The organism is Micromonospora fiedleri, assembly GCF_016774385.1.
Lineage (GTDB): Bacteria > Actinomycetota > Actinomycetes > Mycobacteriales > Micromonosporaceae > Micromonospora > Micromonospora gifhornensis.
Map to the genome: position 1 here is coordinate 516,796 of NZ_JAETXL010000002.1, position 20,200 is coordinate 536,995.

At 71.9% G+C, this 20,200-nt stretch carries 22 protein-coding genes and 1 pseudogene; 11 read left to right on the forward strand and 12 right to left on the reverse strand.

Going from position 1 to position 20,200, the window contains the following annotated elements:
• The first annotated feature begins 36 nt into the window (after positions 1–36).
• Positions 37–225: a hypothetical protein gene (locus JMF97_RS06320; RefSeq protein WP_203220643.1), complete on the forward strand. Its 189-nt coding sequence runs from the start codon at positions 37–39 to the stop codon at positions 223–225.
• A gap of 293 nt (positions 226–518) precedes the next feature.
• On the opposite strand, the gene JMF97_RS06325 is transcribed toward JMF97_RS06320, so the two are convergent.
• Both JMF97_RS06325 and ctaC read right to left on the reverse strand, forming a co-directional pair.
• Positions 519–947 carry a cytochrome c oxidase subunit 4 gene (locus JMF97_RS06325; RefSeq protein WP_203220644.1) on the reverse strand — a complete coding sequence of 143 codons (429 nt, stop codon included), beginning with the start codon at positions 945–947 and terminating at the stop codon, positions 519–521.
• Positions 948–957: 10 nt separating this feature from the next.
• A complete protein-coding gene (gene ctaC, locus JMF97_RS06330; RefSeq protein ID WP_203220645.1) occupies positions 958–1,929 on the reverse strand; it encodes an aa3-type cytochrome oxidase subunit II in 972 nt (323 codons plus the stop codon).
• A 193-nt stretch (positions 1,930–2,122) separates the two neighbouring features.
• Between ctaC and JMF97_RS06335 the strand changes: the two genes are divergently transcribed.
• Both JMF97_RS06335 and JMF97_RS06340 read left to right on the forward strand, forming a co-directional pair.
• Positions 2,123–3,274, forward strand: coding sequence for a cysteine desulfurase family protein (locus tag JMF97_RS06335; protein WP_203220646.1), 1,152 nt, complete (start codon positions 2,123–2,125; stop codon positions 3,272–3,274).
• Positions 3,274–3,495, forward strand: coding sequence for a sulfurtransferase TusA family protein (locus JMF97_RS06340; RefSeq protein WP_203220899.1), 222 nt, complete (start codon positions 3,274–3,276; stop codon positions 3,493–3,495). The genes JMF97_RS06335 and JMF97_RS06340 overlap by 1 nt, the downstream gene beginning before the upstream one ends.
• Before the next feature lie 137 nt (positions 3,496–3,632).
• Here the strand turns inward: JMF97_RS06340 and JMF97_RS06345 are convergent, their stop codons facing one another.
• The 4 genes from JMF97_RS06345 to JMF97_RS06360 form a co-directional block, all read right to left on the reverse strand.
• Positions 3,633–4,121 carry a hypothetical protein gene (locus JMF97_RS06345; RefSeq protein WP_203220647.1) on the reverse strand — a complete coding sequence of 163 codons (489 nt, stop codon included), beginning with the start codon at positions 4,119–4,121 and terminating at the stop codon, positions 3,633–3,635.
• 43 nt (positions 4,122–4,164) lie between these two features.
• Positions 4,165–5,142, reverse strand: coding sequence for a carbohydrate kinase family protein (locus JMF97_RS06350; protein WP_203220648.1), 978 nt, complete (start codon positions 5,140–5,142; stop codon positions 4,165–4,167).
• Between the two features lie 214 nt (positions 5,143–5,356).
• On the reverse strand, positions 5,357–5,725 hold the full coding sequence (gene erpA, locus JMF97_RS06355; RefSeq protein ID WP_007072244.1) for an iron-sulfur cluster insertion protein ErpA: 369 nt from the start codon (positions 5,723–5,725) through the stop codon (positions 5,357–5,359).
• 184 nt (positions 5,726–5,909) lie between these two features.
• Positions 5,910–7,049: a glycerate kinase family protein gene (locus tag JMF97_RS06360; RefSeq protein WP_203220649.1), complete on the reverse strand. Its 1,140-nt coding sequence runs from the start codon at positions 7,047–7,049 to the stop codon at positions 5,910–5,912.
• A 68-nt stretch (positions 7,050–7,117) separates the two neighbouring features.
• On the opposite strand from JMF97_RS06360, the gene nadA reads away from it, so the two are divergent.
• The 3 genes from nadA to JMF97_RS06375 all read left to right on the forward strand — a co-directional run bounded on the left by nadA (position 7,118) and on the right by JMF97_RS06375 (position 10,560).
• The gene (gene nadA, locus JMF97_RS06365; protein WP_203220650.1) at positions 7,118–8,293 is read left to right on the forward strand and encodes a quinolinate synthase NadA; all 1,176 of its coding nucleotides are present in this window, start codon (positions 7,118–7,120) and stop codon (positions 8,291–8,293) included.
• 223 nt (positions 8,294–8,516) lie between these two features.
• Entirely contained in the window at positions 8,517–9,872 is a 1,356-nt protein-coding gene (gene murA, locus JMF97_RS06370; RefSeq protein WP_013735182.1) for a UDP-N-acetylglucosamine 1-carboxyvinyltransferase, read from the forward strand.
• Positions 9,873–9,957: 85 nt separating this feature from the next.
• Entirely contained in the window at positions 9,958–10,560 is a 603-nt protein-coding gene (locus JMF97_RS06375) for a DUF3043 domain-containing protein (protein WP_203220651.1), read from the forward strand.
• A gap of 5 nt (positions 10,561–10,565) precedes the next feature.
• Here the strand turns inward: JMF97_RS06375 and JMF97_RS06380 are convergent, their stop codons facing one another.
• Together JMF97_RS06380 and JMF97_RS06385 are read right to left on the reverse strand one after the other, a co-directional pair.
• Positions 10,566–10,874 carry an AzlD domain-containing protein gene (locus tag JMF97_RS06380; protein ID WP_203220652.1) on the reverse strand — a complete coding sequence of 103 codons (309 nt, stop codon included), beginning with the start codon at positions 10,872–10,874 and terminating at the stop codon, positions 10,566–10,568.
• The gene (locus JMF97_RS06385) at positions 10,868–11,626 is read right to left on the reverse strand and encodes an AzlC family ABC transporter permease (RefSeq protein ID WP_238358795.1); all 759 of its coding nucleotides are present in this window, start codon (positions 11,624–11,626) and stop codon (positions 10,868–10,870) included. Before JMF97_RS06385 ends, JMF97_RS06380 begins: the two co-directional genes overlap by 7 nt.
• A 66-nt stretch (positions 11,627–11,692) precedes the next feature.
• On the opposite strand from JMF97_RS06385, the gene JMF97_RS06390 reads away from it, so the two are divergent.
• The gene (locus JMF97_RS06390; RefSeq protein ID WP_203220653.1) at positions 11,693–12,253 is read left to right on the forward strand and encodes a helix-turn-helix domain-containing protein; all 561 of its coding nucleotides are present in this window, start codon (positions 11,693–11,695) and stop codon (positions 12,251–12,253) included.
• Between the two features lie 254 nt (positions 12,254–12,507).
• Positions 12,508–12,672 (forward strand): hypothetical protein, encoded by a 165-nt coding sequence (locus tag JMF97_RS06395; RefSeq protein WP_203220654.1) that lies wholly within the window; start codon positions 12,508–12,510, stop codon positions 12,670–12,672.
• 359 nt (positions 12,673–13,031) lie between these two features.
• Here the strand turns inward: JMF97_RS06395 and JMF97_RS06400 are convergent, their stop codons facing one another.
• Together JMF97_RS06400 and JMF97_RS06405 are read right to left on the reverse strand one after the other, a co-directional pair.
• Positions 13,032–14,231 carry a hypothetical protein gene (locus tag JMF97_RS06400; protein ID WP_203220655.1) on the reverse strand — a complete coding sequence of 400 codons (1,200 nt, stop codon included), beginning with the start codon at positions 14,229–14,231 and terminating at the stop codon, positions 13,032–13,034.
• 614 nt (positions 14,232–14,845) lie between these two features.
• Positions 14,846–15,616, reverse strand: coding sequence for a hypothetical protein (locus JMF97_RS06405; protein WP_203220656.1), 771 nt, complete (start codon positions 15,614–15,616; stop codon positions 14,846–14,848).
• 445 nt (positions 15,617–16,061) lie between these two features.
• Here JMF97_RS06405 and JMF97_RS06410 point away from each other — a divergent pair.
• Positions 16,062–17,579, forward strand: a pseudogene (locus tag JMF97_RS06410) (WG repeat-containing protein); the annotation flags it as partial.
• A gap of 129 nt (positions 17,580–17,708) precedes the next feature.
• Positions 17,709–18,707 (forward strand): aldo/keto reductase family protein, encoded by a 999-nt coding sequence (locus JMF97_RS06415; protein ID WP_013735191.1) that lies wholly within the window; start codon positions 17,709–17,711, stop codon positions 18,705–18,707.
• Between the two features lie 58 nt (positions 18,708–18,765).
• Here the strand turns inward: JMF97_RS06415 and JMF97_RS06420 are convergent, their stop codons facing one another.
• Complete coding sequence (locus JMF97_RS06420) at positions 18,766–19,554, reverse strand: site-2 protease family protein (protein WP_203220901.1); 789 nt, start codon at positions 19,552–19,554, stop codon at positions 18,766–18,768.
• A complete protein-coding gene (locus JMF97_RS06425; protein WP_013735193.1) occupies positions 19,554–19,754 on the reverse strand; it encodes a hypothetical protein in 201 nt (66 codons plus the stop codon). Before JMF97_RS06425 ends, JMF97_RS06420 begins: the two co-directional genes overlap by 1 nt.
• 188 nt (positions 19,755–19,942) lie before the next feature.
• Between JMF97_RS06425 and JMF97_RS06430 the strand changes: the two genes are divergently transcribed.
• Complete coding sequence (locus JMF97_RS06430; RefSeq protein ID WP_013735194.1) at positions 19,943–20,149, forward strand: hypothetical protein; 207 nt, start codon at positions 19,943–19,945, stop codon at positions 20,147–20,149.
• Positions 20,150–20,200 lie beyond the last annotated feature (51 nt).

Genomic DNA, 20,200 nt, shown 5'->3' on the forward strand with positions numbered 1-20,200 from the left:
CGCCGCGACCTGGGCCGAGCAGCAGGAGGAGTCTTCATGGCCGAGCGCGAGCTGCACTGCGACACCTGCGAGGGCCCACAACTGTTCGAGGTGCCACCCTGCCTCGACGGCCACGGCCCCACCTGCCCCGAACTGGCCTGCACCCGCTGCGGCACCGCCCTCTTCCTCGCCCCCACCCCCACTCCCCTCCGCCACCCCCTCCCCACCACCCGCCGCGCCGCCTAACCCCTCCATCCCCTCCCCTCCCTCCTCTCCCCCACAGCACCTTTCCCCGTCGATCTTGCACTTTCCGTCCCCGCAAAAGCCGCATACGCTGACAAAAGCGCGACCAAAACTGCAAGATCGACGGTCAGGGGCGGGCGGCGGCGCGCGAGGGCGGGGACGCGCAGGGTGGACGCGCAGCGCGAGGGCGCACGGGGCGAGACGCGCGAGGATGCGGACCGGAGCGCGGGGGCGTATGCACGAAGGCCCGCCTCCTGAAGGAGGCGGGCCTTCGTGCGGTGTCGGGGGTGGGTGGGTCAGTGTTCGGCGGTGCGGCGGGTGCCGGTGTAGTACTCGAACAGCAGGCCGCAGGCGGCGAAGATGACCGCGACGGCACCGAGGCCGAGCAGCCACATCTGCCAGAAGACCAGACCCAGGCCGGCGATCGTGGCGGCCGCCGCCAGCCCGAACGGCCAGTAGCTGCCGGGGCTGAAGAAGCCGATCTCGCCCGCGCCGTCGGCGATCTCACCGTCCGGCCGGTCCTCCGGACGCAGGTCGATGCGCCGCGAGACGAACCAGAAGAAGCCGCCGCACATCGAGCAGAGCAGGAACGACAGCAGCAGGGCCACCGTGCCGATCCACTCGACGCGACCGTCGGAGTCGGCCCAGGTCCAGCCGCCGTACAGGACGGCGGCGAAGAGCAGGAACGAGGCAATGGTCAGGAAGATGCGCCACTCGGTCTTCATGCCCGTTGCCTCAGCTTCCCGCGCCGACGGGCGCGCTGCCCTGGTTGAAGTTGTCCTGGGTACGCCGCGTCTCGAACGGCTTGGTGGTGATCGCGTACGGCTCCTCGCCGATGGCGGTCAACGCATCCTGGGTCGAGGCACCGTCCTGCTTGGCCGCCAGGAAGCGGTCGAAGTTCTCCGGCGAGACGACCCGCAGCTCGAAGTTCATGAAGGCGTGGTAGCTGCCGCACAGTTCGGCGCAGCGGCCCACGTACGCACCCTCGGACTCCAGCGAGGAGACCTCGAAGACGTTGCGGATGTTGCCGGGGAAGACGTCCCGCTTGAACAGCATCTCCGGCACCCAGAACGAGTGGATGACGTCCTTGCTGGTCTCCTCGAACCGGATGGAGCGGTTGCTCGGCAGCACCAGGATCGGGATGACCTCGCTGGTGCCCAGCACCGAGGCGGTGGTGTTGGCGTCCACGCCCTGGCCGTCGCGGTAGTTGAACTGCCAGTTCCACTTGAAGGCGACCACCTCGACAGTCACGTCGGGGTTGCGGGTCGTCTTCACCACGTCGGTCTGCACGATCGCGGTGTAGTAGAAGAGCACGGCGACGATCAGCACCGGCGCGATGGTGTAGAGGAACTCCATCGGCAGGTTGTAGCGAGTCTGCACGGGCAGCTCGTTGCCGCGCTTGCGGTACCGCACCACGCACCAGAAGATCAGGCCCCAGACGAAGACACCGACCGCGAGCGCCGCGATGCACGAGGCGATCCACAGGTCGTACATCCGCCGGGCCTCCGGGGTGATGCCACCCTGCGGCCAGCCGAAGCCCCCGAACGCCGCGCCGACGTCACAGCCCGTGAGCAGGACCAGCAGCGCCGCCCCACCGAATCCGAGCCCGGCGAGACGCCCGGCACGACGCCCCCGCCGAGCACCAGCTCCCGGGGATGCGCTGTGCCGTACGGCCGTCGGCCGTACCTCCGAACTCCTTGCGACCACCTGGTCCTGCCTCCCTAGCGCGCCGCGGTGTCTTCATCTGGCCGGCTCCGCCGAGCGGAGCCGCCACACCAGCGGCAAAGGCGTCACCGACGGTCGCAGATTACTCGACCATGACGGGCTCGACCCGGTTGGGGTCAGTGTCCGCCCCCGACGGGGGATCTTGTCGCGGTGCAGGGCGATAGCGTGGGTAGATGTGATTCCATCCTCGGTCTACCTGGACGCCGCCACCGCCGCGCCGCTGCACCCGGTAGCGCGGCAGGCGCTGCTGGCCGCCCTCGACGACGGTTGGGCCGACCCCGACCGGCTCTACACCTCCGCTCGGCGGGCGCGCCAGTTGCTCGACGCCGCGCGCGAGGCCGCCGCACAAACCCTGGGCGTACGCCCCGACGAGCTCTCCTTCACCAGCAGCGGTACGACCGCAGCCCACTCCGCCGTGCTCGGCGGCCTGCGGGGGCGACGACGTGCCGGTGCCGTGCTGGTGCATTCGGCGATCGAACACTCCGCGGTGTTGCATGCGGCGCAGCAGCACACGGCCGGTGGTGGTACGGCCGTCGAGGTGCCGGTCGACCGGCTCGGCCGGCTGGATCTGGACGCCTGGTCGGCGGCGGTCACCGGCTCCGGGGTGGCGCTGGCCGCCCTGATCGCGGCCAGTCACGAGGTGGGCACGCTCCAGCCGGTGGAGGCAGCGGCGGCGGTCTGCGCCGACGCGGGGGTGCCGCTGTACGTCGACGCCGCCCAGATGGTGGGGCGGATGCCGGTGCCGCCGGGCTGGTCGGTGCTGACCGCGAGCGCCCGCAAGTGGGGTGGACCGCCCGGCGTGGGGCTGCTGGTGGTCCGCAAGGGCACCCGCTGGGAGTCGCCCTGGCCGGCCGACGAGCGTGAGTCGGGGCGTACGCCCGGCACGGTGAACCTGCCGGCGGTGGTCGCGGCGGCGGCGAGCCTGCGCGCGGCGGCGGCCGACGCGGCGGCCGAGGCGGCCCGGTTGACGCCCCTGGTGGACCGGATCCGGGCCCGGGTGGCCGCCGAGGTGCCCGATGTGGAGGTGGTCGGTGATCCCGAGCACCGGTTGCCGCACCTGGTGACCTTCTCCTGCCTGTACGTCGACGGCGAGGCGCTGCTGCACGCGTTGGACCGGCGTGGCTTCGCGGTCTCGTCGGGCTCCTCGTGCACCTCCTCGACGCTGCGCCCGTCGCACGTGCTGGAGGCGATGGGTGTGCTCTCGCACGGCAACGTCCGGGTCTCGCTGCACTCCGGCAGCACCGAGGCGGACGTGGAACGGTTCCTCGCCGAACTGCCCGGCATCGTCGCCGACCTGCGGGCCCAGGCCGGGGTGGTCGGGCTGTGATCGCCGAACCCGACGAGGTCCTCGACTGTCTCGGTCAGCGCTGCCCGCTGCCGGTGATCGCGCTGGCCCGCCGGCTGCCGGCGCTTCCGGTCGGCGCGGTGCTGCGGGTGTTGGCCGACGATCCGGCGGCGGCGGTGGACATTCCGGCCTGGTGCCGGATGCGTGACCAGGAGTTCCTCGGCACCTCCGGCACCGCCCACCATGTCCGCCGCCGACAGTGACCCTCGTCCACCCGCCGCGTCAGCAACGTGGCGGTCCGGGCGGTTGCCCGACGACGGGTCGCTGGTCCGGTACGTCTTCGCCGGTTCCGGTGGCCCGCCCACGTCGGTGTTCGACGAGGGTGGTCGTCGGGCCGGCGTCAGCGGTTGGCGCCCCGGGCGGAGCCGATCACCAGGAAGGTGTTGTCCGGCCAGACATGGGCATCGGCGGCACCCGGCGCGGGTGGCCGGAGGAAGACGATCCGCACCAGGCGGGGCCACCAGCGGGTCGGTTCCGACCAGGAGCACTGGACCTGCCGCTCGCCCGTGTCGACGCAGTCCCCGACCTCTGTCCATCCGTCGAGCTGACCGGCGACTGCGGACCGGACCTGATCCCAGGTGGTGACGGGCGGCATGGCGTAGGTCTGCACCCGCGGAACGCCGCGATCGTTGTGCAGATCGTCGAAGACCGAGGCGGCCCGGGTGTCGACGACCGTCTCGTAGTTGGCGCCCTCGGGCAGCACCGTCGATGCCGCCGACGGTGCCGCGACCCAGACCGGCTCGCCGGCGGTCGACCAGCGCATCCCGGCCACCGCCGCCGCACCGAGGACGACAACGACTACTCCAGCTGTCGCGAGTCGAAATCGCACAGGCGGGAGTCTATGAGTACGAGACCAGACCGAACGGTGACGGTCAGGGCAGCAGGTGCGGGCGGATCTCGTCGGCGGCCTCGTCGCCGTACGACTCGGCGAGGCGCTTGACGAACAGGTCCCGCCGTACCTGGTACTCCTGGGTGCCGACGGTCTCCAGCACCAGCGTGGCGAGCAGCGAGCCGACCTGCGCGGCGCGCTCCAGCCCGACGCCCCAGGACAGCGCGGTGAAGAAGCCGGCACGGAAGCCGTCACCGACCCCGGTGGGGTCGACCGCCTGCGCCTCCCGGGCGATCGGTACGTGGATCGGGTCGATGTCCCGCCCCACGATCTCCACCCCGCGCTTGCCCAGCGTGGTGACCCGGATCTTGACCCGGTCCAGCAGTTGATCGTCGCTCAGCCCGGCCTTGCTCTGCAGCAGCGACTTCTCGTAGTCGTTGGTCATCAGGTAGTCGGCGCCGTCGACCAGCCCGACCACGTCCGTGCCGTCCATCCGGGCGAGCTGCTGCGACGGGTCGGCGGCGAACGGGTAACCGCGCTCCCGGCACTCCGCGGAGTGGCGCAGCATCGCCTCCGGGTCGTTGGCGCCGACCAGCACCAGGTCGAGCCCGCCGAGGCGCTCGGCGACCGGCTGCAACTCGATGTTGCGGGCCTCGCTCATCGCGCCCGCGTAGAACGAGGCGATCTGGCACATGTCGGTGTCGGTGGTGCAGACGAAACGCGCGGTGTGGGCCACCTCGCTGATGTGCACCGAGTCACAGTCCACCCCGTGCCGTTCCAGCCAGGAACGGTAGTCGGCGAAGTCGGCGCCGACGGCGCCGAGTAGCACCGGACGCAGCCCGAGCTGCCCCATGCCGAACGCGATATTGGCCGCTACCCCGCCGCGACGCAGCACCAGGTCGTCCACCAGGAAGGAGAGCGAGACCTGGTGCAACTGGTCAGCGATCAACTGGTCAGCGAACCGACCCGGAAAGCTCATCAGGTGATCGGTAGCGATCGAGCCGGTTACGGCGATCTTCATGGCAGCCCTCAGGGTCGATAACAGAGCCCGAACAGCCTACCGCCCCACCCGCCACCCCACACCCATCCACCCACACCCCTCCTGTCCCGTTGATCAAGAGGTTTTGGTCGGATAGCCGCCGACATCCGACCAAAACCTCTTGATCAACAGGGGGCAGCGTTGGTGGGGACGACGAAGGGGACGGCCGGAGGCCGTCCCCTTCGTCGTGGAGTGATCAGCTGAAGGAGTCACCGCAGGCGCAGGAGTTGCCCGCGTTGGGGTTGTCGATGGTGAAGCCCTGGGCGTCGATCCGGTCGGCGAAGTCGATGGTGGCGCCGGTCAGGTACGGAGCACTCATCCGGTCGACGACTACCTCGACACCGTCGTAGTCGGTGACGACGTCACCGTCGAGGGAACGCTCGTCGAAGAAAAGCTGGTATCGCAGGCCGGAGCAGCCGCCCGGCTGCACGGCGACCCGGAGCCGCAGGTCGTCGCGGCCTTCCTGCTCGATCAGGGCCTTGACCTTCTGCGCCGCGACGTCGGTGAGGACGACGGACGTGGGGGCCTTGGCCTCGGTCGACTCGGTCTGCGCTGGCGTGGTCACGTGGAATTCTCCCTGCGCGCGTTCGGTGTGGTCTTCCCCTGGCCAACATCAGTCGCCGGTCAGCGATTCCCACAGTGGTCCAGTTCTCGATTGTAGGCCGCCGACAGCCCCGTCACCCGATGGCGTGACCAGCCGCTCTGCCGAGGACCGCAGCCAGCGGCCGAACCGGGGCCTCCAGCAGCAGTCAGCGGCTCCATTGGCGGGCCAATCGGGCACCGAGCGCCCGTAGCCCCTCCCCTGGGCGTTCCAGGGCCGCGGTCAGGCCGCCGCGCTCCTCCCCACCGAAGTGTTCCACCAGGCTGTACGCCTCGGTCACCCCGACCGAGGCGGCCTCCCGCCGTCCGGTGCTCACCTGGCCGGCCAGCACGACGCACGGTACGCCCTGGTCACGCGCTGCCCCGGCGACGCCCGCGACCACCTTGCCGCGCAGCGACTGGTGGTCGAACTTGCCCTCCCCGGTGATGACCAGGTCGACACCGTCGAGCACGGCGTTCAGGCCGACGGCCCGGCTGACCAGCCCGATCCCGGACTCGCAGCGGCCACCGAGGGCCAGCAACGCCGCGCCGATGCCCCCGGCCGCACCCCCGCCGGGCAGCGCACCCAGGCCGCTGGGGCAGCCGGGCACCTGCTGCTGGAGCACCTCGGCCCAGCGTTGCAGCGCGGCGTCGAGCAGCAGCACGTCGGCCCGGTCGGCACCCTTCTGCGGTCCGAAGACGTTGCTCGCCCCGTGCAGGCCGAGCAGCGGGTTGTCGACGTCGGTGGCGGCGATCAGCCGTACGTCGCGCAGCCGGGGCGCCCCGTCGAGGGTGGCCACGGCGGTCAGCGCGGCGCCGCCGTACGGCAGGGCCGTCCCGGTGTCGTCCAGCGCGACGGCGCCCAGCGCGGCCAGCATCCCCGCGCCGCCGTCGTTGGTCGCCGAACCGCCCAGCCCGACCACCACCGTGCGGGCACCGGCCTCCACCGCGGCCGTGATCAGCAGCCCCAGCCCGTACGAGGTAGTGGTCCTCGGGTCGCGCTCGCCCGCGTCGAGCAGGTGCAGCCCGCACGCCTGCGCGCTCTCCAGCCAGGCGGTCGCCCCGTCGTCGGTGAGCAGGATCTCACCGGGAACCGGACGGCCCAGCGGGTCGACGGTGGCCACCGGGATCCGCCGGCCGGGCAGCGCCGCGGCGAGCACGTCGATGAACCCGGGTCCCCCGTCAGCCAACGGCCTGACCAGCAGATCGTCGTCGGGGGCGATCTCCCGCCAGCCGTCGGCCACGGCGGCGGCCACCTGGGGTGCCGACAACGTGCCGGCGAACTTGTCCGGACAGAGCAGTACGCGCATGCCTGGCAGTGTGGCAGCCCACAGCGGCGAGGGCGGCGCACGTGCCCCGCTGTGGGACCATGGAGGGCGTGACGTCGACCTGGGTTGAGCCCTCAAACACCGCCACTGCGTTGCTGCTCCTCGGCCGCGGCAGCGACCCCGCCACCGAACGTGGCGTGGAGTGTCCGGGTGACCTGCCGGCGCCGAGCGACCCCGACCTGGTGGCCCGGGCCAGAGCGGCGAAGGCCGCCCTCGGCGACAAGGTCTTCGTGCTGGGCCACCACTACCAGCGCGACGAGGTGATCCAGTTCGCCGACGTGACCGGCGACTCGTTCAAGCTGGCCCGCGAGGCCGCCGCCCGGCCGGATGCCGAGTACATCGTCTTCTGCGGTGTGCACTTCATGGCCGAGAGCGCCGACATCCTCACCTCCGACACGCAGCGGGTCGTCCTGCCCGACCTGGCGGCCGGCTGCTCGATGGCGGACATGGCGGCGCTGCCGCAGGTCGAGAACGCCTGGGACGTGCTCACCGAGTTGGGCATCGCGGCACAGACCGTGCCGGTCACCTACATGAACTCCTCGGCCGACATCAAGGGTTTTGTCGGCCGCAACGGCGGGGTGGTCTGCACCTCGTCGAACGCGAAGCGGGCCCTGGAGTGGGCCTACCAGCAGGGTGAGAAGGTGCTCTTCCTGCCCGACCAGCACCTGGGCCGCAACACGGCGGTGCTGGAGATGGGCTTCTCGCTGGACGACTGCGTGCTCTACGACCCGCACAAGCCGGGCGGCGGGCTCACCCCCGAGCAGTTGCGCGACGCCCGCATGATCCTCTGGCGCGGGCACTGTTCGGTGCACGGGCGATTCACCCTGGACAGTGTGAACGACGTCCGGGAGCGGGTGCCCGGGGTCAATGTGCTGGTGCACCCGGAATGCCGGCACGAGGTGGTCAACGCCGCCGATCTGGTGGGTTCGACCGAGTACATCATCCGGACCATCGAGGCGGCGCCGGCCGGTTCCGCGTGGGCGATCGGCACCGAACTGAATCTGGTACGCCGGCTCGCGCTGGCCCACCCGGACAAGCAGATCATGTTCCTCGACCGGGCGGTCTGCTACTGCTCGACGATGAACCGCATCGATCTGCCGCACCTGGTCTGGGCCCTGGAGGAGCTGGTGGCGGGCCGGGTGGTCAACCAGATCACCGTCGACGCCGACACCGCGCACCACGCCCGGGTGGCCCTGGATCAGATGCTCGCGCTGCCCGGCGCTTGACCGGGAGAGTAATCACTCTCGGTAACAACACTCGTACGCGAAAGTGCCGGATCACCGATAAATGCCCTCCAATGCGGTGTGACCGAATCCATTCTCATCACGGAGGGCTATGCTGCCGGGCGATGGCACCCGCGGCGCGTGCGTTTGAGCGCGACCGCTTCCCGGGTAGCGACCGGTGGTGTCCCCACATCGAAACGGCAGCACGCACGCGCTGGAGGTTGCGTTGACCGACGACGTTCTGGTCGTACACGGAGGCACCCCGCTACAGGGGCGGATCCGCGTGCGTGGTGCGAAGAACCTGGTTTCCAAGGCAATGGTCGCCGCCCTGCTCGGCGACAGCCCGAGCCGGCTCTTCGACGTACCCAAGATCCGTGATGTGGAGGTTGTCCGAGGGCTGCTCGGCCTGCACGGTGTCAAGGTCAGCGACGGCGTCGAGGACGGCGAGCTGGTCTTCGACCCGGCGAACGTGGAGAGCGCCAGCACCGACCAGATCAACGTGCACGCCGGCTCCAGCCGGATCCCGATCCTGTTCTGCGGGCCGCTGCTGCACCGTCTCGGGCACGCCTTCATACCGGACCTGGGCGGCTGCCACATCGGGCCCCGGCCGATCGACTTCCACCTCCAGGCGCTGCGCGAGTTCGGTGCGACGGTCGAGAAGACCCCGGAAGGGCTGCACCTGTCCGCGCCGAACGGCCTGCACGGCACCAAGTTCGCGCTGCCCTACCCGAGTGTGGGCGCGACCGAGCAGGTGCTGCTCACCGCGGTGATGGCCGAGGGCGTCACCGAGCTGCGCAACGCCGCCGTGGAGCCGGAGATCATCGACCTGATCTGCGTGCTTCAGAAGATGGGCGCGATCATCAAGGTGCACACCGACCGGGTGATCGAGATCCAGGGCGTGCCGAAACTGCACGGCTACACCCACCGGCCGATTCCGGATCGGATCGAGGCGGCGAGCTGGGCGGCGGCGGCACTGGCCACCCGCGGTCACGTGGAGGTGCTCGGCGCCGAGCAGGCCGACATGATGACCTTCCTGAACGTGTTCCGCTCGATCGGCGGCGAGTACGAGGTCACCGACACCCGGCCCCCGCGCCCGGGGCAGCCGGGCCAGGAGGGCGGCATCCGCTTCTGGCACCCGGGCGGCGAGCTCCAGGCCACCGCGCTGGAGACCGACGTGCACCCGGGCTTCATGACCGACTGGCAGCAGCCGCTGGTGGTGGCGCTGACCCAGGCCCGGGGCCTGTCGATCGTGCACGAGACGGTCTACGAGCAGCGGCTGGGCTACACCGAGGCGCTCAACTCGATGGGTGCCAACATCCAGGTCTACCGGGACTGCCTTGGCGGCACCCCGTGCCGCTTCGGCCGACGCAACTTCAAGCACTCGGCGGTGATCGCCGGGCCGAGCAAGCTGCACGCCGCCGACCTGGTCATCCCCGACCTGCGGGCCGGCTTCAGCCACCTGATCGCGGCGCTGGCCGCCGAGGGCACCTCCCGGGTGTACGGCGTAGACCTGATCAACCGGGGCTACGAGGACTTCGAGGCCAAGCTCGCCGACCTCGGCGCGCACGTCGAGCGGCCGTAATCCCGGCCACACCACCAGTTGTCCGCCACGTGGCCGTCACACCCGCGATGTGCAACGGCCACGTGGCGTTGGCTACCCTTGCCGCGTGCCGTCGCTGTTTCGTCGCAAGTCCGCCGACCTCGCCGACCCCGCCACCGAGCCGCTGACCCCGGCCGAGGAGGAGGCCGAGGCCAACCGTCCGCGTGGTTACACCCCGAGCAAGGGACGTGAGACGCCGAAGCGCCCCACCAGTGGCCGTCGCCCACCGGGCACGACCAAGCCGCTGAGCAAGGAGGAGGCGAAGGCTCTCCGGCGGCAGCGGCGGGCCGAGGCGGCCGCGGAGTTCCGGCGTGAGGGTGGCCCCCGCGACCGGGGTCCCGAGCGACTGCTCGCCCGCAACGTGGTCGACGCCCGGCGTACCGTCGGCACCTGGTTCTTCGGTGGTGCGCTGATCGTGCTGATCGGCTCGAACCAGGCGATGCCCCCGGCGGTCCGGCTGGCCTCCAACCTGTTGTGGGGTGCCCTGGCCATCGGCGTGGTGATCGACTCGGTGCTGATCTCTCGCAAGATCAAGAAGCTGGTCCGGACCCGCTTCCCGCAGTCCACCCAGCGGATGGGTTCGCTGTACCTCTACGCGATCATGCGGGCGATCACCTTCCGGAAGCTGCGTACCCCGGAGCCCAAGGTCGCCATCGGCGACCCCGTCTGAGCAGCTCAGGGCACGCCGAGCAGGCGCAGCAGCGCCGTGGTGCCGGCGGCGGCGACGACCACGAGCACGAACGGCGCTCGTCGCCACGCCAGCACCACGCCCACCAGCACCCCGGTCGGCCGGGCCCAGCCGGCGAACCCGGTGCCCTCGGTCAACGCCGCGGTCGCCGCCAACGCCGCCAGCAGGGCCGCCGCGGCGACCGGCAGCAGTTGCCGCGCCCACGTCGGCAGGTCGAGTCGGTCGCGCAGCAGCACCCCGGAAACCCGGAAGGCGTACGTCCCGACGGCCAGCGCCACGATCACCGCGATCAGCACGACGACTCCCTCCGGCCGGCCGGCACCGCGTGAGCCTCGTCCGCAGGCTCGACGACCTGCGCGGTCGGGGCCGCCGGTGGCCGCCTGAGCCGGTGTACGGCCAGCAACGCCGGCCCGGCCAGCGCCAGCAGCACCGGCAGACCGGCCGGCAGCACCGGCGTGGTCAGCACCGCCAGCGCCGCGCCACCCAGCGCCGCCCGTCGGGTGTCCGGGTCGCGCAGGGTGGGCAGCAGCAGGGCGATCAGCCCGGCGGGGAAGGCGGCGTCCAGCCCGAGCGTGGCCGGGTCTCCGGCCACCCCACCGGCCAGTACGCCGAGCACCGTGCCGGCGTTCCAGGCCACGAAGAGCAGCGTGCCGGCCAGCCAGAACGCGCGGTGTCGCACCTCACCGGCCGGACGGGCGAGCGCGAAGGCGGTCGCCTCGTCGGTCATCAGGTGGCTGCCGAGCAGTCGTTGCCAGAGCCGGCGACCGAGGCTGTCGCCGAGGGTCAGCCCGAACGGCAGGTGTCGGGCGTTGAGCAGCAGTCCGGCCAGCACGGCGGCCATCGGGTTACCGGCAGCCGCCAGCCCGACCGCCATGAACTGCGCGCCGCCCGCGTAGACGAACAGGGACATGGCGATGACGGCCCAGACGGGCAGCCCCGCGGCGACCGCCACCGCACCGAACGAGGCGCCGACGGCCACTATCGCCGCGCCGATGGCGGCGACGTCGCGGAGCATGCCGGCACCCGCTGTTCGTTCTGGCGTACGCATGGTTCATCATGATGAACAGGCCCTTCATGTTCGTCAAATAGAACAATGTGCACGACGGAGCGAACAATGCCCCCGGATCCTTCGCCCCCGCTGGCCACCATCGCCGCTGCTCTCCGCCAGGAAAGGCAGCGCGTCGGCATCTCGTTGACCGAACTCGCCCGCCGGGCGGGGATCGCCAAGTCCACCCTGTCGCAACTCGAGGCCGGCCTGGGCAACCCGAGCATGGAGACGCTCTGGGCCCTGTGTGTGGCGCTCGACATACCGTTCAGCCGGCTGGTCGAGCCACCGGCGAACTCGGTACGGGTGATCCGGGCCGGCGACGGCCCCCGGGTGCGCTCCGAGCACGCCGACTTCACCGGCACCCTGTTGACCGCCGGCACCGCGCACGCCCGCCGGGACGTCTACCTGATCGAGTTGGAGCCGGGGCGGATCCGCAACGCGGAGCCACACACGCCACGCACCGTCGAACACCTGGTGGTGGGGAACGGCCGGATGCGCTGTGGTCCGGAACACGAGCAGGTGGAACTCGGCCCGGGCGACTACGCCACCTTCGCCGGTGACGCGCCGCACCGGTACGAGGCCCTCGAACCGGGCACCTTCTTCGTACTGATCATGGAGCATTCCTGAGTCGCGCCCGGCGGGGGCCGGCGACCGGACGGCGTACGCAGCCCGCCGGGTTCGTCGCCGGAAGTCCGATTCGACCAAAGACCCAAATGTCCGGATCAACTGGATAACGTTTGGGTCCGTCGCGAGTGCCACAGTGGCGTCGACCGAGCCCACGCCGCTACCCTCCTTGCGCAGCCATTCGGTGCCGGGACGAGCGAGTTTGGCCGATTCCGGGCGGGTGCCCAGCGACCATTTCCGACGAGGTGACATTCGCCGTGAGCGAGCGGACGCGAGCCGACCATCGGGGCGCGGCCGTGAGCGAGCGGACGCCGGTCCGCGGGCTCGGCATGGCCGAGTCCGGGCTGCCCGGCCCGGTCGTCCCGCAGCGTCACCCGACCCGCCGCCCACGTCCTGGGCGGCACGACAGGTCCGGCGGATGAGTCGCGGCTACGCCGACCGGTGGCACGATCCCGCCGAGCCGTCCTGGGTCGTCGAGCCGACGACCGAATGGCAGCCCCAGTTCCCGGGCCAGCGCTACCCAGGCGACGACGGTCAGGACCATCAGCAGCCACGGGCGTGGGGTCGGGCGAGCGCGGTCGGCCGGGCCGAGGTGCCACCGCTGGCACCCACCCGGCCCGACGGCACGTACGTGGGTCGTTCCTGGAACGACGAGCCGGACGGCTGGCCGGGCCGCCAGGACGGGCCTGCTCAGCGGCGTCCCGACGGCGGCAACGGCGGACGCCCGTACGACCAGTCCCCGTATCCGGGCAACCAGCCGGGGCGGGCGGACGGCCGGTGGTCACCGCCCGTCGAGCCGGTACGCGGACGCGACGGTGTCACCTGGTCCGACGCCGGTCCACAGGCGACCGGTGTCACCGGCGCGCCGGCCCAGCGAGACCAGCGCGCCGGTGAGCGGTACGCCCAGCCCGACGTCGACGGGTACCCGCCGCACCGGGATCGCCGGGACCGTGGCGGCTTCGAGCCGCCCGAGCGACGCGCCCCCGACCGGTACGCGCGCCGTCAACCCGACCGAGGTGAGCCCGACCGCCGCCAGCCCGACCCACGTGGGCCCGACCGGCGTGAGCCTGATCCACGTGGGCCCGACCGGCGTGAGCCCGACCGCTATCCGCACCACGATCCGCAGTGGCGCGACCGCGATGCCGACCGGCACGCCCAACGCCCACGCCGACCCGAGCCGACCGACGGCGATCCGTACCGGCGTGGCGCGCCCGGGTCGCCGGCCGGGCGACCGGAGCGCGGTTGGGCGCCCGAGCCGGGCCGGGAACCCCACCGCCCCGCCACGCACCGGCCCGTCGAGGACGCCGACCGCCGCTCCCCCGGAGACGACTCGCGGCGTCCCCGCTACCAGTGGAGCAGCCATCCCGGTCAGCCCAGCTACGACGACGGGCCGCGGGTGGACGGCTACCGGGAGCAGTTCACCGTCGGTGACCCCGATGCTGCCCCGTACCCCGACGGTTACGTCGACGACGAGCCGGCCCGTCGCCCGCACGACGAGCAGGCCCGCCCCGACTGGTCGCCGGAGCGCTCCCGCACCGAGCCGGCTGTCCGAGACCCCCAGCGGTACGCCGAACCGCCGCGCCGCGGCCTCCCCTGGCCCGAGCCGGGACCGCTGCGCCCGAGCGCCGGTCGGGACCACCGGGAGTACCAGCGTCCTGTCGTACCCGAAACCGGCGACCGCCCCGGACGCGAGGACCGGCGACCCGCCGCCCCCGACCGTCCCGGGTCGGAGCGCCACCTGGACCGGCCGGCCGCGCAACGGCCCGACGCCGACCGGCCCGTCTCGCCCGCCCCCGACCACGACCCGCCCCGCCGTCACCTGTCGGTGGTGCCCGAGCAGCCCGTCTCCCCGGCCGCCGGGCGTGCCCGCCCGGTCTCCCCCGCCCCGCACCAGGGCCAGCCAGACCCCATCCACCCCCACCGCGACCGGCCCGGCACTGTCGACCCGCACCGCGATCGGCCGGGCGCCGTCGACCCGCACCGCGATCGGCCTTCAGTCCCGGCAGTGGCACGCGACTGGCCCGAGGGCGCAGGCCCGGTGTCGGACCGTCCCAGGGCCCCGCGCTCCGACCAACACCGGCCCGACCAGCACCCGCACCGCGCCGACCAGCCCTGGCCGGACCGTTCCCGGCCGATCCACGAGGCACCCGAGCGCCACGGACCGAGCCAGGCACGGCCGGAGCGACCCGGACCGAGCCAGGCACGGCCGGAGCGACCCGGACCGAGCCAGGAGCGACCGGAACGTCCGGGGTCGAGCCACGAGCGGCCCGCCGCCTCGGGGGCCGACCGGGCAGGGGGTGGGGAGACGGTACGACCCGCACCGCTGCACCAGCACGAGGTACGCCCGGCACCACTGCACGAACACCAGGTGCGACCCGCGCCGCTGCACGACCAGCCGGTGGTGGCCACTCCACCGCCGGTCCCGACCCCCGTGGTCGTGTCAGCACCCCCGACCACCACACCGCCCACCCACCGACCCGTCTCCGCACCCCCGGCCACCGCGCCGCCAACCCACCGACCCGTCTCCGCACCCCCGACCGCTGGGCCCCCGGCTGCAGGGCCGCCTGTTCACCGGCCCGTTTCCACGCCGCCCGCCTACGGGTCGGTCGCCACGCCGCCGATGCCGTCGCCGGTCTCGGGTCCGCCGACGTCCGGCGTCCCGGCCGCACCGCCGGTCGCCGGTCCTGGATTCACCGCGACGCCTCCGCCACCCACCCGGTATGTCCCACCGGCACCGGAGACCTCGCCACGGGTCAGCCCGCCGTCCGACGGACCGCAGGCGTGGTTCGGGTCGCCCGCGCCCAGCCCGGCCCCCACCTCCGGGCGCAAGGAGCCAGTCCCGACCGAGCGTGAGACTCCCGCCCGGTTCGACGAGTCGCCCGGCAGCGCTGCGGCAGTCGGCGGATCAGAGCCGGTGAGCTGGCCCGACGACACGGAGAACACCCGGCCGGTCTCGGCACCATCGCTCGCCAGCGAACCGGACCCGGTACCGCCTCTCGCGGCGACGTCCCACCAGACGTCGTCCCTCTCGCCGACCTCCGCGCCACCAAGCCACGGGACCACCGCACCGCCACCCACCGCACGGCCGGTCTCCGCACCACCGGCCGATCCGACGCCAGCACCGCCATGGCAGACGCCAGTCTCCGCACCGCCATGGCAGACACCGGTCTCGGCACCGCCAGTCACGTCCGCACCGCCATGGCAGACGCCGATCTCCGCACCGCCGGCCAGCCTGGAACTCACGCCACCGTCCACAGCTCCGGTCTCCGCACCGCCGGTCACGTCCACCCCGGACACTCTTTCCCCGGCCACGGCGGAACCGGGGCGGCTGCCCTCCGCGCCGCAGGAGACCGCTTCGCCGGCCATGCCGACACCAGACGCTGCCCTGCCGTCAACACCCACGCCAACGGCAGCGCCAACGTCTGCACCGCCAATTCCACCGCAGCCCGCACCACCGGTCCCCGCACCACCGATCCCGTCCGACCCTGACTTCGCATCGCCAGCTACGGCCAGCCCGGACTCCACGCCACCTGCCACCAGCCCGGACTTCACGTCACCGATTCCCGCCGGCCTGGACTCGACACCACCGCTCACCATCAGCCTGGACTCGACACCTCCCGCCATCACCAGCCCGGGCTCGATACCGCCGCTCACCGCCAGCCCGGACTCCACACCGCCAGCGACGGCCAGCCCGGACTGGGCACCGCCGGTTGCGGCAGCACCGGTCTCCGCACCACCAGCAAACGAAGCGCTCACCCCGACCTCCGCACCACCCGCAGACCGAGCACTCACCCCGATCTCCGCGCCGCCATCAGACCAAGCGCTGGCCCCGATCTCCGCGCCACCAGCTGACGAAACGCTCACCCCCAGCTCCGCACCACCAGCAAACGAAGCCCTCGCCCCGACCTCCGCGCTGCCAGCAGACCAACCGCTCACCCCGGTCTCCGCGCCACCAGCAGAGGAAGTACTCGCCCCGGTCTCCGCGCCGCCGGTTGAGGATGCGGTGGCGGTGGACGAGGAGCCGGAGCCGCCGGCCGATCCTGAACAGGTGCTGGCCAGTTACCGCTGGCGGTTGGACCCGGAGGACCTTCGCGAGGTCGTGGACGACCCGGAGGAGCTGCGGACGGTACGGCAGCGGTTGACCGACAAGCTCGCCTCGGCCCTCGACAACCGCTCCCGAGCCCGACTGCTGAGCCTGCGGGCGGTGGCTTCCCGGGTGCTCGGCGACCTCGACGACGCGCTGGACGACGGGCGGATGGCCCTGACCTACGCCGAGGCGACCGGGGAGTTGCGTCGGGTTGCGCTGGCCCAGGCACGGTTGGCGCATGTGCTGCGCTGGCGTGGTGACTTCACCGAGGCCGACCGGTTGTTCGCGGAGGCGAACTCGGCCGAGTTGCCGGACCGGTTGCGGGCGGCCCTGCACGAACACGCGGCGCGGTCCTGCTACGACCAGGGCCGGTTGATGGAGGCGTGTCACCACTTCGAACGGGCTCTCGACCTGCGCGGCGAGGGTGACGCCGAACTGCTCGCCCGGGTACGGATCGGGCTGGACGCGGTGGCGGCACGCGCCGCGGAACGTGGCTTCGGGCCGTACCCCCGGGGGTGGGACGAGGTGTTGGACCGCGACCGCAGTCCGGTGCCTGCCCGCGACGGTGGTCAGGGTCTGTGGGGTTACGCGGACGCCGCCGGTGACATGGTCGTGCCGGCGCGCTACACCGAGGCGCAGCCGTTCTCCGACGGTCTGGCCTGGGTGCGTGGCCCGGAGTCGGACCGCTGGTCGTTGATCGGCCTGACCGGTGAGGTCGTGGTCGGGCCGACGTACCTCGCCGCCCAGCCGTTCTCCGACGGCCTGGCCTGGGTGGTACGCGACGACAGCGGTTGGCTCGCCGTGAACACCACGGGTGAGGTGGCCGTACCGCCGGGCTTCGGCGACGTGCGGCCGTTCCGCAAGGGGGTGGCGGCCGTACGCCGGGAGGGCTGGGGTGCGGTCGACGCGGCCGGTCAGATCGTGGTGCCGACCCGCTACCACGGGTTCCACACCAGGCTGGCCGACGGCCGGTACGTCGACGGCTTCACCGACGAGGGCCTGGCCGTCGTGGACCTGGCCGGACGCAAGGGCGTGGTGGACCGGACCGGCCAGGTGATCGTCGCACCCGCACACCCTGCGCTGCTCATCCACCCGGTGGCCTTCCTCGCCACCAACGGCATCGGCCGCTGGGGCGCCCTCGACCGCCGCGGCGCCCCCCTCATCGACCCGGTCTTCTCCCACCCGAACGACGTCATCACCCAGATCGAATCCCTCCTGACCGACACCACCCCCCTCCTCTGACCCCATCCCGGGGCAAAGTCGATCAAGAGGTTTGCGTCGTGTCATGCGGGCTTCGGTGACGGAAACCTCTTGATCAACCTCAGAAGTGGAGGGAGAGCGGAGGGTGGGGGTGCGGACTAGGCTCAGGGAATGGAATTCCGACACCTGGGCCGTTCCGGCCTGATGGTCAGCGAGATCTCGTACGGCAACTGGATCACCCATGGCTCGCAGGTCGAGGAGGACGCGGCGTTCGCCTGCGTCCGAGCCGCCCTGGACGCCGGCATCACCACCTTCGACACCGCCGACGTCTACGCCGGCACCCGGGCCGAGGACGTGCTCGGTCGGGCGCTGGAAGGCGAACGGCGGGAAGGCCTGGAGATCTTCACCAAGGTGTACTGGCCCACCGGCCCGGGCCGCAACGACCGGGGCCTGTCCCGCAAGCACATCATGGAGTCGATCAACGGTTCGTTGCGCCGGCTGCGGACCGACTACGTGGACCTCTACCAGGCCCACCGGTACGACTATCACACCCCGCTCGAGGAGACGATGGAGGCGTTCGCCGACGTCGTGCACTCCGGCAAGGCGCACTACATCGGCGTCTCCGAGTGGAAGGCGTCCCAGATCCGCGAGGCCCACGCGCTGGCCCGCGAGCTGCGCATCCCGCTGGTCTCCAACCAGCCGCAGTACTCGATGCTCTGGCGGGTCATCGAGAGCGAGGTCGTGCCCACCAGCGAGGAGCTGGGCGTCGGGCAGATCGTCTGGTCGCCGATGGCGCAGGGCGTGCTGAGCGGCAAGTACCTCCCCGGTCAGCCGCCGCCCGCCGGTTCCCGGGCCACCGACGAGAAGTCGGGCGCGAACTTCATCGCCAAGTTCCTGACCGACGACGTGCTGACCCGCGTCCAGCAGCTGCGCCCGCTGGCCGACCAGGCCGGATTGAGCATGGCTCAGCTCGCCATCGCGTGGGTGTTGCAGAACCCGAACGTCTCCTCGGCCATCATCGGCGCGTCCCGCCCCGAGCAGGTGCACGACAACGTCAAGGCGGCGGGCGTCAAGCTCGACGCCGGCCTGCTCAAGGCCATCGACGAGATCGTCGAGCCGGTGACCGAACGGGACCCCGCCCGCACCGAATCCCCGGCCGAGCGGCCCTGAACGATTCCGGGCCGGTCGACCTGTCAGGTCGACCGGCCCGGTCACGGTCACATCGGAGTTAGCTCCAGAAGCGGACCAGCTCCAGGCCGGTGGCGTAGAGCCACGGCGGCAGGCCGAGGAAGTCGGCGACCGCGAAGACCGCCGAGAAGAACCACCCACCGATGCGCGGGTTCCACAGCAGCGCGAAAAGCAGAATGAAACCGTACGGGGCGAACAGGTCGTACATCCGCCGCCACTGCGGGTTCAGCCACGGCTGGATCATGTTGCCGCCGTCCAGACCGGGCACCGGCAGCAGGTTGAGCACGCTCGCGGTCAGCTGGAGGAAGCCGAGCAGGGCCACCGCCGCCCAGAACTCCACCGGGCCGCCCCCGGGTGCGCCGAGGCGCAGCACCGCCACCAGCACCAGGGCGAACACCACGTTGGTGGCGGGGCCGGCGAGGCTGACCAGGGTGTGCCGCAGTCGGCCCGCGATCACGTGCCGATCCACCCAGACCGCACCGCCGGGCAGGCCGATGCCGCCGAGCAGCACCACCACCACCGGCAGCGCGATCGACAGCAGCGGGTGGCTGTACTTGAGCGGGTTCAGCGTCAGGTAGCCGCGGTGGGCCACCCCACGATCGCCGAACCGGTAGGCCACCAGCGCGTGCGCGTACTCGTGCAGGCAGAGCGAGACCACCCAGCCGGTCACCACGAACCCGAAGACGGCGAGCCGGACGTTGCCGATGCCGTGCCAGGTCAGCACGCCGCAGGTGATCAGCAGGGCGACCAGGGCGAGGAAGATGGGGCTGGGCCGGAAGGCCGCCCGGGGCACCCCGAGCACCAGCGGCTCGGCGTCCCGGGGGCCCATCACTCGGCCACGGGCAGCAGGCTCATCCGGTACTCCACCCGGTCGTCCTCGACGAGCGTGACCGATGTGACGCCGGACGCCGCGAGCTCGCGCCAGGTCTGGCCGATCCAGGACTCGGCGTCCGCCTGGCTGCCGAACGACTCGGCGGGCCCTTCGACCGACTCGCCGTTCGCGCCCTCGTACCGCCAGCTCCACGCCATGTGCGCGTCTCCCCTCACCGCTGATGTCCCGTGCCAGCGTAGTCGCCCGTGGATGAGTCGACCTTGTCACGGGCATCGGGCGGTTGACGGCACGCGCCCCGGCGTGGCTCCGGCGACGCCAGGTCGGGGCGGTTCACCTGCTCACCGCCGGGTATGCCGCTGGCAACCGAAGCGGCACAGGAGGGGCGATGACCAAGCCGATACCGAAGATGGACACCGCGGAGCTACGGGACATCGCGGTACGCGGTGGCATCGAGGGTGCGCGCGAGATGGACCGGGAGGCACTGATCGACGCCCTGGTCGCGCGCCCGGGTGAGGGGGCCTGGCAGGAGGACACCAAGCCTGCCGACGTCAACCCGAACGACTACTTCTACCAGCCTCCCGGCGAGCGGTGAGCGGCCTCGGACGGCGCGGCGCACCTGCGATGCCCGCGTCGGTCGGCTGGT